Annotated in this window: 7 protein-coding genes; all 7 read right to left on the reverse strand. The window is 63.3% G+C overall.

Annotation, left to right across the window (positions count from 1 at the left end; all coding sequences use genetic code 11):
• Nucleotides 1-202: 202 nt before the first annotated feature.
• The 7 genes from ABDJ40_RS07315 to folK all read right to left on the reverse strand — a co-directional run bounded on the left by ABDJ40_RS07315 (nt 203) and on the right by folK (nt 15436).
• Nucleotides 203-10429 carry a calcium-binding protein gene (locus ABDJ40_RS07315; protein WP_347608174.1) on the reverse strand — a complete coding sequence of 3409 codons (10227 nt, stop codon included), beginning with the start codon at nt 10427-10429 and terminating at the stop codon, nt 203-205.
• A gap of 2 nt (nt 10430-10431) precedes the next feature.
• Nucleotides 10432-11298, reverse strand: coding sequence for a hypothetical protein (locus ABDJ40_RS07320; RefSeq protein ID WP_347608177.1), 867 nt, complete (start codon nt 11296-11298; stop codon nt 10432-10434).
• Nucleotides 11288-12088 (reverse strand): hypothetical protein, encoded by an 801-nt coding sequence (locus ABDJ40_RS07325; RefSeq protein ID WP_347608180.1) that lies wholly within the window; start codon nt 12086-12088, stop codon nt 11288-11290. The genes ABDJ40_RS07320 and ABDJ40_RS07325 overlap by 11 nt, the downstream gene beginning before the upstream one ends.
• 2 nt (nt 12089-12090) lie before the next feature.
• Nucleotides 12091-12996 (reverse strand): hypothetical protein, encoded by a 906-nt coding sequence (locus ABDJ40_RS07330; protein ID WP_347608183.1) that lies wholly within the window; start codon nt 12994-12996, stop codon nt 12091-12093.
• Nucleotides 12987-13484 carry a hypothetical protein gene (locus ABDJ40_RS07335; RefSeq protein ID WP_347608186.1) on the reverse strand — a complete coding sequence of 166 codons (498 nt, stop codon included), beginning with the start codon at nt 13482-13484 and terminating at the stop codon, nt 12987-12989. The genes ABDJ40_RS07330 and ABDJ40_RS07335 overlap by 10 nt, the downstream gene beginning before the upstream one ends.
• Before the next feature lie 294 nt (nt 13485-13778).
• A complete protein-coding gene (locus ABDJ40_RS07340; protein ID WP_347608189.1) occupies nt 13779-14909 on the reverse strand; it encodes an SLC13 family permease in 1131 nt (376 codons plus the stop codon).
• 14 nt (nt 14910-14923) lie between these two features.
• Nucleotides 14924-15436: a 2-amino-4-hydroxy-6-hydroxymethyldihydropteridine diphosphokinase gene (folK, locus tag ABDJ40_RS07345; protein ID WP_347608192.1), complete on the reverse strand. Its 513-nt coding sequence runs from the start codon at nt 15434-15436 to the stop codon at nt 14924-14926.
• Nucleotides 15437-15458: the final 22 nt, after the last annotated feature.

Genomic DNA, 15458 nt, shown 5'->3' on the forward strand with positions numbered 1-15458 from the left:
TCCAACGACGAAGCAAGGCCCCGCCAGTAGCACGGGCGGGGCCTTGCGGCAGTGAAACAGTTGCCAGGGCAACACCCTCGCAGGAAACCACGTGCTGGTGGGGCAGTCAGCGGCGCCAAAGTTGCCCCAGCAACTCCCCCCTGCGAAAGCGACGGACCAGGAGGCGCGGTATTGCGCCGCTCCTGGTGTTCCGGCGAGCGTCTCAGATCCCGGGCATTGACAGCATATCCAGCATCATGTTGTCACGGCGCAAGGAGCCGATGTCAGCGTTTGGCATGGCAGCCCAGCTGCCGCCGCCAAATGCGGCCATGGCACTCACCAGGCCCTGGGCTTGCGAAGCCGTCACAACCGAACCATCGGCAAAACGGAACTCCTCGACCTGGTACTGCCCACCCAGGTACCAGCCCGTGACCGTCAGCTTGTCTGTCGTATTGCGGATGCTGACGATCAGGTCGTTGCCACTGCGGGTGAACTGGGCGTCCGCCTTTGCAAGGCCGCTGGCAAAGGCCACGATGTCCTTGACGCCTGAGGTGCTGTCGTTCTCCTGGATGGTATCCAAGCCGTAGCCAATGCCGAAGCGGTAGGTATCCGCCCCGGCACCCCCCATCAGAATGTCACTGCCGGCGCCTCCGTCGAGGGTGTCCGCCCCCCCTGCGCCCGTCAGGCTGTTGGCCCCGGCATTGCCGGTCAGGACGTTGTCCAGCGTGTTACCGATTCCATTGACCGCCGCCGTTCCGGTCAGCATCAGATTCTCGACATTGAGGCCCAGCGTGTAGGTCACGCCAATCTTCACCGTGTCGATGCCCTCGCCTGACTGCTCGGTCACGACGTCGCCCAGCACATCCAACACGTACAAATCGTCGCCGGTGCCACCCACCAATGTGTCATTGCCTGCCCCGCCGGTCAGCGTGTCGTTGCCGGCACCGCCGGTCAGGGTATTGGCCGCACCGTTGCCCGTGAGGCTGTTGGCCAGCCCATTGCCGGTACCACTGGCGGCGGTCGACCCTGTCAGCGTCAGGTTCTCGACATTGGTGCTGAGGGTGTAGGTCACGCCGACCTGCACCGAGTCCACGCCTTCGTTCTCCAGTTCCTTCACGACATCGGTGACCAAGTCCAGCACATAGAAGTCATCGCCCGCGCCGCCGATCAGCGTGTCACTCCCGGCGCCGCCCGTCAGCGTGTCAGCGCCCGCACCGCCAGTCAGCGTGTTGTTGCCGCTGTTGCCCGTGATCGAGTTGTCCATTTCATTGCCGGTACCGGTGATAGCTCCGGACCCAGTCAATGTCAGCTTTTCGACGTAAGCGGGCAACGCATAGTTCACGCTGCTCTGCACCGTGTCCAGGCCTTCGCCAGCAACTTCGACCACTGTGTCGTCCATGTTGTCGACGACATAGATGTCATCGCCCCCGGCACCCAGCAGGGTATCGGCCCCAGTACCCCCATTGAGCGTATTGGCGGCCGAATTGCCCTGCAGACGGTTCGGCAGGGTATTGCCGGTGCCGTTGAGGGCGCTGCCCCCAGTGAGGACGAGGTTCTCCAGGTTGGATCCCAGGGTCCAGGTCAGCGAGGCATAGACGGTGTCCGTGCCGAAGCCATTGGCCTCAGTGATCACGTCACCGGAAACGTCCACATAGTAGGTGTCGTCCCCCCACCCGCCATTGAGCGTGTCGGTGCCGACGCCCCCGTCGAGGATGTCATTGCCGGAGTCCCCCACCAGGGAGTCATTGCCCGCCAGACCGAACATCTGGTCACCCAGGCGCGTGCCGACCAAGGTGTCATTGCCGGCCGTTCCCTCGATGCGGGTCACCATGGCCAGCATCTGTGCCGCGCTTCGGATCGTGCCATCCGCGAACTCAAACACGTCCACCTTGGCGTCAGCGATCAGCAGCGCGCTGATGCGGAGCGAATCCGTGGTCCCCTTGACCTTGACCAGAATGTCCTCCCCGTCGGCCTTGAAGTCGAGGTCTGCAAGGTTCAGGTCCGTGAACAGCACCCGGCCGCCCGAACCTAACAAGTCTTCGATGGTGTCGACGCCGTCGCCACGTCCGAAGCGATAGGTATCGTTTCCTTCGCCGCCCTGCAGTGTGTCGTCACCCGAACCGCCCGCCAGCGTGTCGTCGCCTTCCCCACCCAGCAGCGTATCGGCACCAGCTCCGCCGATCAGGCTGTCATGGCCGGCTTCGCCGCGAAGGATGTCGGCGTCATCGCCGCCATCCACGGAGTCATTGCCATCGTCGGCGTAGATCGTGTCGTTGCCCGCGCCGCCCAGCAAGACATCGGCACCCGCGGTGCCAGCCAAGGCATCGGGCGATGCCGTACCCTGGCTCGGGTTGCCATTGACCATCCGGTTGATGAAGAACGCGGTCGGGATCTCCTCTCCCGTCGACAGCACCACGGACTGGAGGCGTCCATCAGGAACCACGCTGGACGCATCAGGGAACAGGTCTTCAAGCCTCAGCGAATCCCCCAGCCCCAGGCTCAACACCATGGTCCTGCCGCTGCGCGTCACGGTGACTTCGGAGAGCTGGGTCCCGGGGCTCAGCTGGATCTTGCTGCCCGACCCGAGTCCGGCCGTCCAGATGTCATTTCCAGATCCTCGGCCAAACAGAATTGTGCCCAGGTGAATACCACGCAGGGTGTCATTGCCTGCGCCGCCATCGACCGTCGTCGAGTACGAGGACGTCAAGGAAATGACGTCATCGCCAGCACCACCGAAGATCTTCACGTAGCCGCCCTCTCCCGAGAGCACATTGGCCTCATCGGAGCCGACCACAGTGACGCTGGTCCCCACGACGCTGAGATTCTCGACATTCGAAAAGGCCGTCCCAAGCACGATGGACTGGTTCGACGCACTCAAGACCTTGACCGTGTCGACGCCACCATCCGCCAGCTCCACCACTTGGTCGCCCTGTACCCAGTCGACGACATAGCTGTCATCGCCCGCACCACCGGCCAACACATTGGCCGCGGTATTGACGCTGGCGGCCAGGACGTTCGCGAGCTGGTTGCCGGTACCAGCAATTGCGTCGGTGCCCGTCAGCGTCAGGTCCTCGACCTGCTCCTGCCCCGCCAGCGAGTAGGAAATGCTGGACCGCACCAGATCCCGCCCGGCAGCGGCACCACCGAAGTCGACGACCTCGTCGCCGGCGTTGTCCACGACGAACACGTCGGCGAAGCTGCTTGACCCACGCATGGTGTCAGCCCCCGCGCCGCCATCGATCCAGGCTCCCCCGTAGTTGGGGTCATTCGCATTGATCTCGTTGTCGAGGCTGTTGCCGGTCAACTTGCCCAGGACGCGCGCTCCGCCGGACCCAGACCAGGAAGTGACCGGTGACCAGACAAGCACTTCAATATTGTCGGGGAGGGTGTAGTAGTGGCTGGAGGCGACCACCCTGTCGTACCCACCGCCAGCCTGCTCCACCACCGTGTCATCGCTGAAGCTGGGCTGCCCCGAAGTGCCGCTGGAGACGTAGTAGGTATCGTTTCCTCCCAAGCCAGTCAGCGTATCCATGCCGACGCCTCCGGTCAGCGAGTCATTGGCGCCCGTACCGGTCAGGCTGTCGTTACCGCTGGTGCCAGACAGAATCGCCGGGGCCACACCGACCACGGTGGCAGCAGCAATGGCGTTGGCGTCCCAGACCGTCCCGTTCGCAAACTCGATCGCCTCGACCGCTTGCGCCGTGCGTTGGCCGGAGGCATCGTAGACACCCTTGACGCGCAGCGTGCCGCCGCCGGTCAAGACCAGCACCAGATCCACCCCGCTCTTCTCCAGCTTGAGGTCTGAGGGAAGGATGCCCGCCCCAAGCACGATGCGGTCCGTGCCACCCAAGTCGGTGATCTGGTCATCGTCGTAGCCTCTACCGAAGAGGTAGGTGTCGTTGCCGCCACCGCCCTGCAGGTAATCGAAGCCGGCTCCTCCATCGAGCGTGTCATTGCCGTCCGAGGCGCCCAGCAAATAGGCATCACCGTACAGGGCATCGTTCCCCACGCCACCGGTGATCAAGTCCGCCCCTGACTGCCCTTCGATCGAGTCGTTGCCCGCGCCGCCCGCGAGCGTCTCGTTCCAGCCGAAGCCGACAATGGAGTCGCTTCTGGAGGTGAACTGATAGCGGGCATCACGCGCGACGACATCGGTAAAGCTCAGCGTCACGCCACCCGAGAGCACGATGGACTCGATGGACTTGCCGTTGAAGTAGTCCGTGATCGATATGTTCGCAGGCTTGCTGGATGTCTGGACTTGCAGCATGTTGCCCAAGCGGGTGAACTGGACGTTGTCCAGTGACGCGTAGCTGGAGATGTCGAGCACATCGGCCGACGAGATGGCATCGGCCTCTTCGGTGATCTGCCGGTTGAAATCAGAAGCCTCCAGCTGGTAGCGGTCATTGCCGCTCCCCCCTTCCATGTTCTCCCCGTTGCGCAAAAGATCATCACCCGCGCCGCCCCACAAGGTGTCTCCACCCTCGCCGCCATCCAGCGTGTCATTGCCATCGCCACCGTTCAGGCGATCCCCGCCAGTTCCGCCGTCAATGGAATCGTCTCCCTCCATCCCGGAAAGAGAGTCGTCACCCGCGCCGCCGGCGAGCGAGTCCCGGGTGTAGAAGCCGGTGATGGTGTCGTTGCCAGGGGTAGCCTGCGCCAGCAGGTAGCGGCTCATCCAGTCTTCGCGGTTCCAGACCGTGCCGTCGGCGAACTCGATCCGCTCGAGGCCACGGTTGACGCTGCTCAGCGAGGGTGCCGCGAAGGCGATGCTGTCGTTCGTGCCGATGATGCGCAGGCGCATCGGTGTGCCGGCAGCGGTGACGTCGAACTTGACGTCGGCATGGGTGATGCCCGCATCCAGCCGAATCACGTCGACGCCGCTGTCGGTGCCCGTGTCGCTGAGGGTGTCGGCTCCTGAGCCCCGACCCAGCAAGTAGACATCGGCTCCAGCGCCCCCATCGAGCGCATCGGCAGCATCGTCACCTCGCCCGTCCAGCGTGTCATTGCCATCGCCGCCGACCAGAGAGTCCGAGCCAGTGCCCCCGATCAGCAGGTCGTTGCCCGCTTCGCCGTTGAGTGTGTCGTTGCCGGCACCGCCATTGACCTGGTCGTTGCCCTGCTTGGCGTTGACCGTGTCATTGCCACCCTTGGCATCGACGAAGTCGTCGCCGGCCGTGCCGTTGTAGAGATCGGAAAGATCCGTCAGCTCGTTCGTGACATGGGCCGCGATCTCCGCACCGTTCCACACCGTGCCGTCGGCAAAGGTGAGCCGGTCCAGCGCAGACGTCGTGAAGTGGTTCACCACCTTGATGGAATCGGACCCGTCGCGCACGCGGATGAGCAGGTCGTCACCCACGCGCCCCAGGGCCAGCTGGCTCGCAGAGAGCCCGGTCAAGATGCGCAGTTCGTCGACGTCGGCCGCCGTGGAACTGTCCTCGATGGTGTCTTCACCCGCGCCCAGGCCCCAGTCATACACATCGGACCCAGCGCCGCCCCGCAGGGTGTCTTTGCCGGTGGTCGCATAGAACCGGTCGACAAAGGCCGTGCCGGCCTGGAGATCGTCCCCGTCGGTGCCAATGGCCTCCAGCCCATTGGCCAGCAGCTGGCTGAAGCTCAGCACCGTCCCGTCGGCGAACTCGAACTCGTCGATGGGCGTGGCAGCCGCCGTATTGCCGAGGTCGCCACCTTCGATCTGCACAGACAGGTCAGGCGAGCCGACGTACAGGGTCAATCCCCCTTCGTTGGTGAGCAGCACGTTGCTCGGCGTGATGCCATCCTCGAAGCGGATCCGGTTCAGCAGCCGCTTGCCCTCGGCGTCGACCTTGCTGCTGGTGTCGATGATGCGTTTCTGGCCCGAGCCCAGGCCGATCACATAGGTGTTCTGCCCGCCGCTGCCCTGCATGACGTCGCTGCCGTCTCCACCAAAGAAGACCGTCTTGCCGCCGTAGCCGTTGAGGCTGTCGATGCCCCTGCTGCCGATGGCGGTGGTGGTGCCGGTATGGCTGTTGGTGTAGGTCCCGGCCGTAGGCTGGAAGGCGGCGAGCAAGGATCCGTAGCTGTAGCTGGCGCCATCGATCTCATAGGTCGACACGGCACCGGCCGCACCGTTCGAGACCACCAGCTGCTGGCCCGTCCCGAAGCTCAGCACCAGCTTCCCGCTCACGACCTGGACCTGCTTCGGAGCGCCACCGGTGATCACCACCTTGTTGATCCCCTCGTCGTCGATGATGCCCTCGCTGACGCCTTCCGGCGTCATGGCCAGGTCCGCCACCGAGAACACATAGGTGTCATCGCCCGCGCCGCCGGCCAGATAGTCGGTGCCATCACCACCGGTCAAGGTGTCGTTGCCATCTCCGCCATAGAGTGCGTCGTCGCCGGCGCCGCCGAAGAGCACGTCATCACCGCCGTAGCCGAAGAGCTTGTCCTTTCCAGCACCGCCGTCCAGATAGTCCTTGTCATGGGCGCTTGCGGGCAGGTCAGACAGCTCGTCGTCACCTTCCAGCTGGTCGTCACCCTCGCCGCCGAGCAGGGTGTCCTTGCCACCCCCGCCCTTGAGGAAGTCGTTGCCGGCGCCGCCATCCATCCAGTCGTTGCCATGGGCGGACGCGGGGACATCATCATCGCTGTCGTCGCCCCACATGGAATCGCTGCCCTCACCGCCCAGCAGCGTGTCGTTCTTGCCGCCGCCGATCAGCTGGTCGTTCCCTTCGCCGCCATCCAGGTAGTCTTCGCCGTGGATGCCCACGGGCACGGTCTGGGCCTTGCCGTCGCCGCGCATCACGTCGTTGCCCTCACCGCCCAGCAGGATGTCGTTGCCGCCATCAGCCGTCACGGTGTCATTGCCGGCACCGCCATCGAGCACGTCGTTGCCATGCGCCGAAGACGGGGTCAGCGAGACCTCCTGATGCTCGTGGTCCACGATCACATCGCCATTGAGCTGGTCGTCGCCATCACCGCCGAAGAGCTGGTCGCTGCCCCCCTGGCCGACGACGGCATCATTGCCTTCGCCGCCCATCAGGGTGTCATCGCCATAGCTGTCGGTGGCGCCCAGCTGCCCGGCCACGGCCAGGCCGTCACCCCAGAGGATGTCGCTGCCCTTGCCCCCAGACATGACATCCGCACCACCCATGCCCAGCAAGTCGTCATCGCCTTCGCCGCCGTCCACCACGTCGTCGCTGGCGCCCGCCATCACCACGTCATTTCCTGCACCGGCGTCAATGACATTGCCACCGGCGTCAGCCTCGCCATCGGCAGCGCGGAAGCCGATCAGCTGCCCCTCATTCGTGTACAGGCCCGCGCTCCCGGTCACGACCGTGCCATTGAAGGTCGCGGTGCTGGCGCTGAATCGTTCGGCGTCGGTGCGTTCGACGGCCCAGGTGAACCCGACCGATTTAAGGGCCAGGCCTCCCGCCGTGCCGGAAACAATCTTGGTGGCAAGTTGCGGGTCCTCCTTGGCCGTGATCAAGGTGGTGAAGTACTCGCCGGGAGCGCCCGCCCAGTAGAGGAAGCGAGCTTCACCACCGATGATGACGTCGTTGCCACTGCCCCCTGCCAGCGCGTCCTCGCCCAGTCCGCCAATGACCAAGTCGTCGCCATCACCGCCATCGATGACATCGTTGCCTGCCTGGCCCGCCAGGCCGTCGTTGCCGAGGCCCCCGAGCAGTTCGTCCGCGGCGCCGTTGCCGTTGAAGACGTCCTGTGCCATGGCAACGGACGAACCGGTGACATAGCCGAAATCCCCGCCGATCAGGAACTTGCCGTCCTTGTCGGTGAGCTTCTGAACGTCACCGATAGCATGCCGGGTGGTGGGGGGAGCGGTGGTGCTGTCAACCAGTGTGATGCCGAAGTTGCGGGAAGGGGACCAGTCTTCGATACGGATGGCGCTGGCGCTTCCCCGGACCAGGACCAGCAGCGCCTGCGTGCCATCAGAGCCCGGGCAGACCACATACCTGACCTTGTTGTCGGCACTGTAGTAGACGCTCTTGCTCCCATAGACGAGCTTGCCTTCCGGAAGGCCTCCCTCGAAGCCTTCCACTTGCAGACTGCCCACGCCATCGGCATCGATCACGGTGTCGTTGCCCCATTTGCCGGTGAACGCGTAGACATCCGAGCCGATCCCGCCCATCAGGCGGTCAGCACTGCTGTCTCCACCGCTCAACCAGTCATCACCCGCTCCGCCCAGCAGCGTGTCGGCACCATCGCCCCCCTTGAGGCTGTCATTGCCGGCATTGCCCTCGACCCAGTCAGCCCCATCGCCGCCGGTGATCGTGTCATTCCCATCGCCGCCGAACAGGTAATCGTTGCGGCTGCCACCGGTCAAGGTATCGGCCTTGCTGTCGCCAAAAACGATCTCCGGCAGGGGACTGGTAGCCGACTCATTGTCCTTTGCGAGCACCACAGAGACACCTGATTCGACATCGCGATAGCTCGCGGCGAGGCTGCGACCGGAGGGCGGCAGCTGATTCAGAACCAGGCCATCCCCATTCAAGGTGTTCCTCATCAGAACCGCTGCGGTCAACTCGTTGCGCTTGGCGATCCAGGTATCGGTATAGGTTTCCAGCCCCTTGTCGCGGCTCGCCGCAGCCAGGTTCCGGTCAGCCAGCCATGTGCCATACACCGTCGACCACTTGGAAGCCAGGTGCGTTTCAAGCGCCGCCGCCGCTTCCGCCGTCTGGCCGCCGAAGACCACCGGGCTCAGGATGTAGGCGCTCAGGAAGGCGCTGAAGTCACGGCGGCCGTTCATATCATGGCTGCTGAGCTTGGCCGTCAAGGTGCCCTTGAACGTGTCGGCGAGGCACTTCAGGGGCGCCAGGCCAGTCTCCAATCTCTGCCGGGACTCGATGTCCGCCCAGGTGCCGCCCTCCAGCAAAGACCGATCCTTCTCGGTCTTGCCGTCCGACAGTTTCGATTTCGTGCCAAGGAGCAGCCAGTTCATGGCATCCGTAAACCGCTCCATGGTGTCGCCATCCGCCTTGCCTTGCGTGCCTGACGCCTCAGTAGCCTTGGCATTGGACGATGCGCGAAGCAGTCCCTCCAAAGTGCCCGGGCTCGTCTTGGCTGCAAGAGCCAACAGGGTGTTCTGCACCCGCAAGGAGTCTTCGATGAGCACGATGCTGTGGGTGTCACCGAAGTCGTTGAGGTCATAGCGATCATGCAGGAAGCGCAGCTCGCCCTTCTTGAAGAACGTCGAACCGATGTCGCCAAGGACCTTACCGCGGTAAAGCGGCTGGTCTTCAATAAACACGGGAGTTGCTTTCCCGTAGTGAATCTGCGAGTTCGCCACGGCAGAGGGGGGGCTGGCAGCGTAGACGTCGTAGAAGCTCGGCCTGGAGCCATCGGAACGCACGGTACGCACGTCAGTGCCAAACAGATAAGTCAGTACGGTGCTCTTGACGGAACTGCCAAAAGCCCCGGCAATCTGATCCTTGGCCCGCAGCGCAGCAATTTGGTAGTCCAGGCGGAGCCCCGCAATATTGCCAGCGTCCTTGATATCGGCCGGACTGGCCTTGCCATCACCGATCGTCTGCGAGAACTCCGCCGCCCGCTCAATCGCCTCGATGCGAGACAACGCATCTGCAAGCAGGGCAAACTGTGTTGGGAGCCTTGGCCGAAACTCGCCGCGTTCGCCCGGCGGAGGGACAATGGGCTGGCCCGCGAGGGCATACACACGAGCGATATCCCTCTTGAGATCGTCAAGAGAAGGCCTGCCAGCAGCGGCATAGCGGTCCTGGAATTCCACATAGAGTTGCAGAGCAACAGGATTCGTGAAGACCGCGCGATTGGCGTCCTTCTGGTTACGGGTCTGGAAGTCTTGAACCACGGTGGCCAGCGAGGTTCCGTTTTTCAATATCCCAACGCCCGCACCGTTGAAGGTATAGACCTTCCCGACGCTCGACGAATTCATCTCATAAAACGCCGTCGCCAGGTGGCCGCCAAGGCTGTAGCCCGTCACATCAAGGCGACTGGAGCCCACTTCTGTCTTGACCGAATCCCACCAGGTCTTCATGTCGGAGATTTGCCCAACAGCCCACCCCAGTGTCTTCACCTCCAGATCGTTCGTTGCGACGTTGTCCCGCGCATAGTCTTCAATGAATTCCGTGGAGCGGAAGGAAATGACGTATTGGCCTGCTTTCAAACCCCGTATCGGGTCATCTTGGGTGCCTTTCCACTTGAACAGTGTGGCGCTGAACCCGGTGGCGGTATTGGGCTGGTGAGAGACGACTTCCCACTCTTCGGCAAATTGCTTCGCTTGCTCGGTGGTCATCTTGCTGGAGTGGTCGTTGCCTTTGGTCAGTACGCCTATGGCCACCATTCCAAGCTTGGTGGCTCCTGCCCCGGGAGCCGCGGCCGTTCGCGCATGCTCTTCTGAAAACATTGCTTCTGCAGCAATCTGCAGCAACGTGTAGGTTTGAAGCGCTTGCGGCGTGACGTCTGTATTTTCTGCACTCATGGCTATCTCTCCTCCGCCTGCTGTGGAATTAGGATTGTGTCGACAAAGAATCTGGTCACACGCTCTCTCGTTCCCCAATCATGTGGACACACCCGATCGGGACCAACACTACTTGCATGCTGCCAAGGCCACCGCCCCGTCGTAGAACCCCCAAACCCCGGATCCCACACATATCGAGTCAACTGGGCGATCACCTCGCCTTTACTCTGGTCAATGATCTTGATCCGCGTACCGGCCACCCAATAAGCCCGGTCTGCCGGGTCCACGATGTCTTCATAGTCGATCGCAAATGGCGCCGGCTTGCCCGACTGCGGCGAACGCTCCAGATCCTCGGCCCAACTGGCACGAGCCAGCCACTCGGGGTCCCTCAACCCACGAACGGCCTGATAACGCCAGCGTTGGTGACCACTCTGGTCACGCACATCGACATAGCGATAGCCCATTCGTGGCGCCTCCTCGTTCAGCCCGGGTTTGGTGCCGGGAGGCTTGATCACCCCACGCCTGTCTGGTGTGTGGGGATTTCGAAATTCCCAGTACAAGAAGCTGGCGATGTATGAATCACCCTGCGCCTCGTCTGCCATCGCCGCTCCTTCGAACATTGGGTCGAAGTACGCCTTGTCCCCCCATTCGAGCTTCGGCCGGACCTTGATGAGCTCAATCCCCTCCACATCCTTCACCGTCCGCTTCACCACCACCCCGGCCGTCTTGCATCGTTCCTCAAAAAGCGCCTTGGCCTTGGCGTATTTCTCCTTGTAGGCGGCCTCCCGGGCCTGGGCCTCCTTGTCTTCCACCGGTTTGCTGCAGGCACTCAGGACCAGCATTGCTGCAGCGGAAACCAAAATCCATCTCATCTTTGAATTAGACTGCATGCAGATTCTCCAGTTTGTGGGCAGCGAGATTCCATTCAGACGTTCGGCTGGGAATTCTCTGGGTGCCGGTTATGAGGATCGACGCGGCGGGGTCTGTAAATGCCCCGCGGTTGGCGCCATCAGCCTTGTTGCTCCGGAAGGCCTGAATCACCGAATTCAGTGAATTTCCATCCTTGAGTGGCCCCACTCCGGCACCGTTGAAGGTGTAGACCTTGTCGATACTGGCAGGGCCGTACATCTCATAGAAGGAGGTGGCCAGATGCCCGCCCAGGCTGTAGCCCGTCACCGTCACTTTTGAAGTACCGACTTCCCCCTTGACCGAATCCCACCAGGCCTTCATGTCGGAGATTTGCCCAACAGCCCACCCCAGTGTCTTCACCTCCAGATCGTTCGTTGCGACGTTGTCCCGCGCATAGTCTTCAATGAATTCCGTGGAGCGGAAGGAAATGACGTATTGGCCTGCTTTCAAACCCCGTATCGGGTCATCTTGGGTGCCTTTCCACTTGAACAGTGTGGCGCTGAACCCGGTGGCGGTATTGGGCTGATGAGAGACGACTTCCCACTCTTCGGCAAATTGCTTCGCTTGCTCGGTGGTCATCTTGCTGGAGTGACTATTGCCTTGGGTCAATATCGATGCATCCACCTTGCCAGGCGCAGTAGCACCTACTCCGGGAACTGCGGCACGTTTGTCATGAGCCTGACCAAACATTGCTTCCGCAGCGATCTGCAGCAATGTGTAGGTTTGAAGTGCTTGCGGCGTGACGTCTGGATTGTCTGAACTAGTGGTCATTTTTAATCCCCCATTTTTGGAATAGTTACTGAATCGACAAAATAGCGAGTCACATAGCTCAGGTCCCCCCGAGAAATCGGACATTGCTGGCTCTCGCGAGCATTTGCATGCTGCCAAGGCCACCGCCCCGTCGTAGAACCCCCAAACCCCGGATCCCACACATATCGAGTCAACTGGGCGATCACCTCGCCATTACTCTGGTCAATGATCTTGATCCGCGTACCGGCCACCCAATAAGCCCGGTCTGCCGGGTCCACGATGTCTTCATAGTCGATCGCAAATGGCGCCGGCTTGCCCGACTGCGGCGAACGCTCAAGATCCTCGGCCCAACTGGCACGAGCCAGCCACTCGGGGTCCCTCAACCCACGAACGGCCTGATAACGCCAGCGTTGGTAACCACTCTGGTCACGCACATCGACATAGCGATAGCCCATTCGTGGCGCCTCCTCGTTCAGCCCGGGTTTGGTGCCGGGAGGCTTGATCACCCCACGCCTGTCTGGTGTGTGGGGATTTCGAAATTCCCAGTACAAGAAGCTGGCGATGTATGAATCACCCTGCGCCTCGTCTGCCATCGCCGCTCCTTCGAACATTGGGTCGAAGTACGCCTTGTCCCCCCATTCGAGCTTCGGCCGGACCTTGATGAGCTCAATCCCCTCCACATCCTTCACCGTCCGCTTCACCACCACCCCGGCCGTCTTGCATCGCTCCTCAAAAAGCGCCTTGGCCTTGGCGTATTTCTCCTTGTAGGCGGCCTCCCGGGCCTGGACTTCCTTGTCTTCAGCGGGCTTGCTGCAGGCGTTCAGCGTCAGCGAGAGGGCGAGCCAAGCCCAGCAGCCAGCAGCGCGCAGCCGAGTGGACGGGGCGCCAGGCCGTTTCCTGGGCACGCGTGGATGTCTTGCTAGCGGCATGCACCCTCACTGCAGGCAACTTCACGGGGGCAATGGACTTGCTTCATGACGACGAGCCCCTGCGCTCCTGGGTGCTTCTTGAAGGCACTGATGATGGCCTGTTGCTGCTGGAACTTCTCGCTGCCGCCGGCTCGCGCGCGAGCCTTGATCAGCTGAGAGGCTCCCTTCATTGCATCCGCACAAGGCGCGGACTCGACAAGCCTGATGGACGCCAGCCCCAGCGCCGCGAATCCGAAGAGGGAATCGCCCCGTGGCACCTGCATCTGCGTCGCATCCACAGCGTGGATCGAGATCGTGCGCTTGGCGCTCTCGGCCTTCACCTCGGTTCGATGCCCGGCCTGGGGGTGCACTGCGGCCCGCTGCGGGACAGCCAGCCTCCCGGCGGGCCCACCCACAGTCGCCTTGCCTGGCAGCTGCTCAGCCTTGATCGGATGCCCCTCGGTGCAGGCCCGCATGTCATCGGTGCGAGCCATGTTCTTCTGGTCCATTCACCCTCAGCCTCTGCCCCCAGATCCGGCGGGCGCTCTTTTGGCTGATTATTCAAGCATTTGCAGCTCGCAACCGCCTCCCCAAATTGGGTGACCTGGCCCAGGCGCATTCGATCGAAGAAGTTCACGCAGGGACATCGGGCAAGGACTCGGGCACCGCTCGGTCTCCCGGCGGCTCCTGCCGGCAGGAGCCGGTGGCACGGCCCACATGATTCTGGGCACGCAGCAGGCCAGGAACACGCTCGATGGGGAAATGCTGATTCAGACGGAGACGAGGAGTGGAAAGGCTCTCCGTCAGCGGAGGAACAGGAGGACGTAGCCCATGGCCGCGGCAGCGAGCAGGGCCGGCACGGCGTACAGATGGAAGATGATCCAGGCCCGGCGGTCGCCGCTCATGCGCAAGGCGATGAGATTGGCCAGGGACCCCACCATCCATCCGAAGCCCCCGACATTGACGCCGTAGAGCAGCACGCCCCAGTCCTTCGAGAACTCCGCGAGCGCGATGGCGGCCGGCACGTTGCTGAGCAGCTGGCTGGTGCCAATGCCTGCCAGGTACAGATGCGCAGGGTCCTGAAGGCCCAGGCCCAGCATCAGCTGCTTCACGACGTCCAGGCCGGCCAGCAGGCGCAGGTCGACGAACATCAGCGCGAACACCAGCAGCAGCCCCCAGTCCAGATCCGCCAGGACCCGTGGGCGCGAGATGGCGAACATCAGCAGGAGGGCCAGGGCCGCCCATCCGGCCAGATGGAGGTCCGTCGCGATCAGGAAGGGAACGTACAGCAGCAGCGAGACGGCCAGCAGCGGGCGGTCGAGCGGGCGTGCCTCGTGGTCCTGGATCTCGAACGAGCGCGTACCGAAAGCGAAGGCCGTGAGCAACAGGAGTGCCGCGAGCATGGCCGCCACCAGGGGCAGTTGGTGCCAGACGAAGTCCCCGAAGCTCATCCGGGACATCTGCCAGAGGAAGATATTCTGAGGATTGCCGATGGGCGTCAGCGTCGACCCGACATTGACCGCCAGCGCCTCGAAGACGATGAGCTTCGTGGACGGCATGCCGGTGAGCTTGCTGATGCTCAGCGTCAAGGGGACGACGACGAACAGCGCGACATCGTTGGTCAGCACGGTGGACAGCATCGCCGCCACCAGGACCAGGCACAGCGCCGCGGCCCGCTCGGTCCTCATCCACTCGATCAGCGTGCGACCCAGGCGGTGCAGCGCCCCACTCAGCTCCAGGCCCTTGGTGAGCAGCAGGAGTCCGGTCATCGCGGCCAGGGTCGGCCAGTCCACCAGCGACGGGTAGCGGGCGATGCGATCCGGCCCGAAGACACTGAAGAGGAACAGCGCACCCAGCAGGACCAGGAAGAACTGGTCCCGCCTCAATCCTTCCGCGACGCGAACGAAGGCCGCCTTCACAGGATGCACGGGCACCTGGCCTCCCGGGCTCAAGGCGGCGTGTTCCCGCACCCGGCGGCGGGCCACAGGGCCCCGTCAGGATGCAGGCGCTGGTCGGCCACCGCCGGCAGCTGCGCCGCGAGAGGGCCGATGCCGGGCAGCGACAGCCCGGGCGCCAGTTCCAGCAGGGGGTGCAGCACGAAGGCGCGCTGGTGCAGGCGCGGATGCGGCAGGCTCAGGCGGGCATCGGACCAGACCTGACCCTCCATGAGCAGCAGGTCCAGGTCCAGGGTGCGCGGCGCATGGTGGTAGGGGCGCTCACGACCGTGGGCCTGCTCGATGGACTGCAGGGCGTCCAGCAGTTCCAGAGGCGCCAGCGCCGTCTCCAGGCAGGCGACGGCATTGAGGAAGTCAGGGCCGCCGGCATCGACCGGCGCGCTGCGCCAGCCCGAGGACACGGCCAGCAGCCGCGACTGCGGCAGGCCGTCGAGGGCCTGCAGGGCGGCACGCAGCGTGGCCGCCAGGTCGCCGAGGTTGGCGCCGAGCCCGATGTAGGCCTTCACGCGGGATCCCGTGGACGAAGAG

It is taken from the genome of Roseateles flavus (assembly GCF_039872765.1).
Lineage (GTDB): Bacteria > Pseudomonadota > Gammaproteobacteria > Burkholderiales > Burkholderiaceae_C > Roseateles_B > Roseateles_B flavus.

Excerpts from the sequence above, each read along its gene's own strand:
- ABDJ40_RS07315 (WP_347608174.1), bottom strand. The coding sequence starts at position 10,429 with ATGAGTGCAGAAAATACAGACGTCACGCCGCAAGCGCTTCAAACCTAC.
- ABDJ40_RS07320 (WP_347608177.1), bottom strand. The coding sequence starts at position 11,298 with ATGCAGTCTAATTCAAAGATGAGATGGATTTTGGTTTCCGCTGCAGCA.
- ABDJ40_RS07325 (WP_347608180.1), bottom strand. The coding sequence starts at position 12,088 with ATGACCACTAGTTCAGACAATCCAGACGTCACGCCGCAAGCACTTCAA.
- ABDJ40_RS07330 (WP_347608183.1), bottom strand. The coding sequence starts at position 12,996 with ATGCCGCTAGCAAGACATCCACGCGTGCCCAGGAAACGGCCTGGCGCC.
- ABDJ40_RS07335 (WP_347608186.1), bottom strand. The coding sequence starts at position 13,484 with ATGGACCAGAAGAACATGGCTCGCACCGATGACATGCGGGCCTGCACC.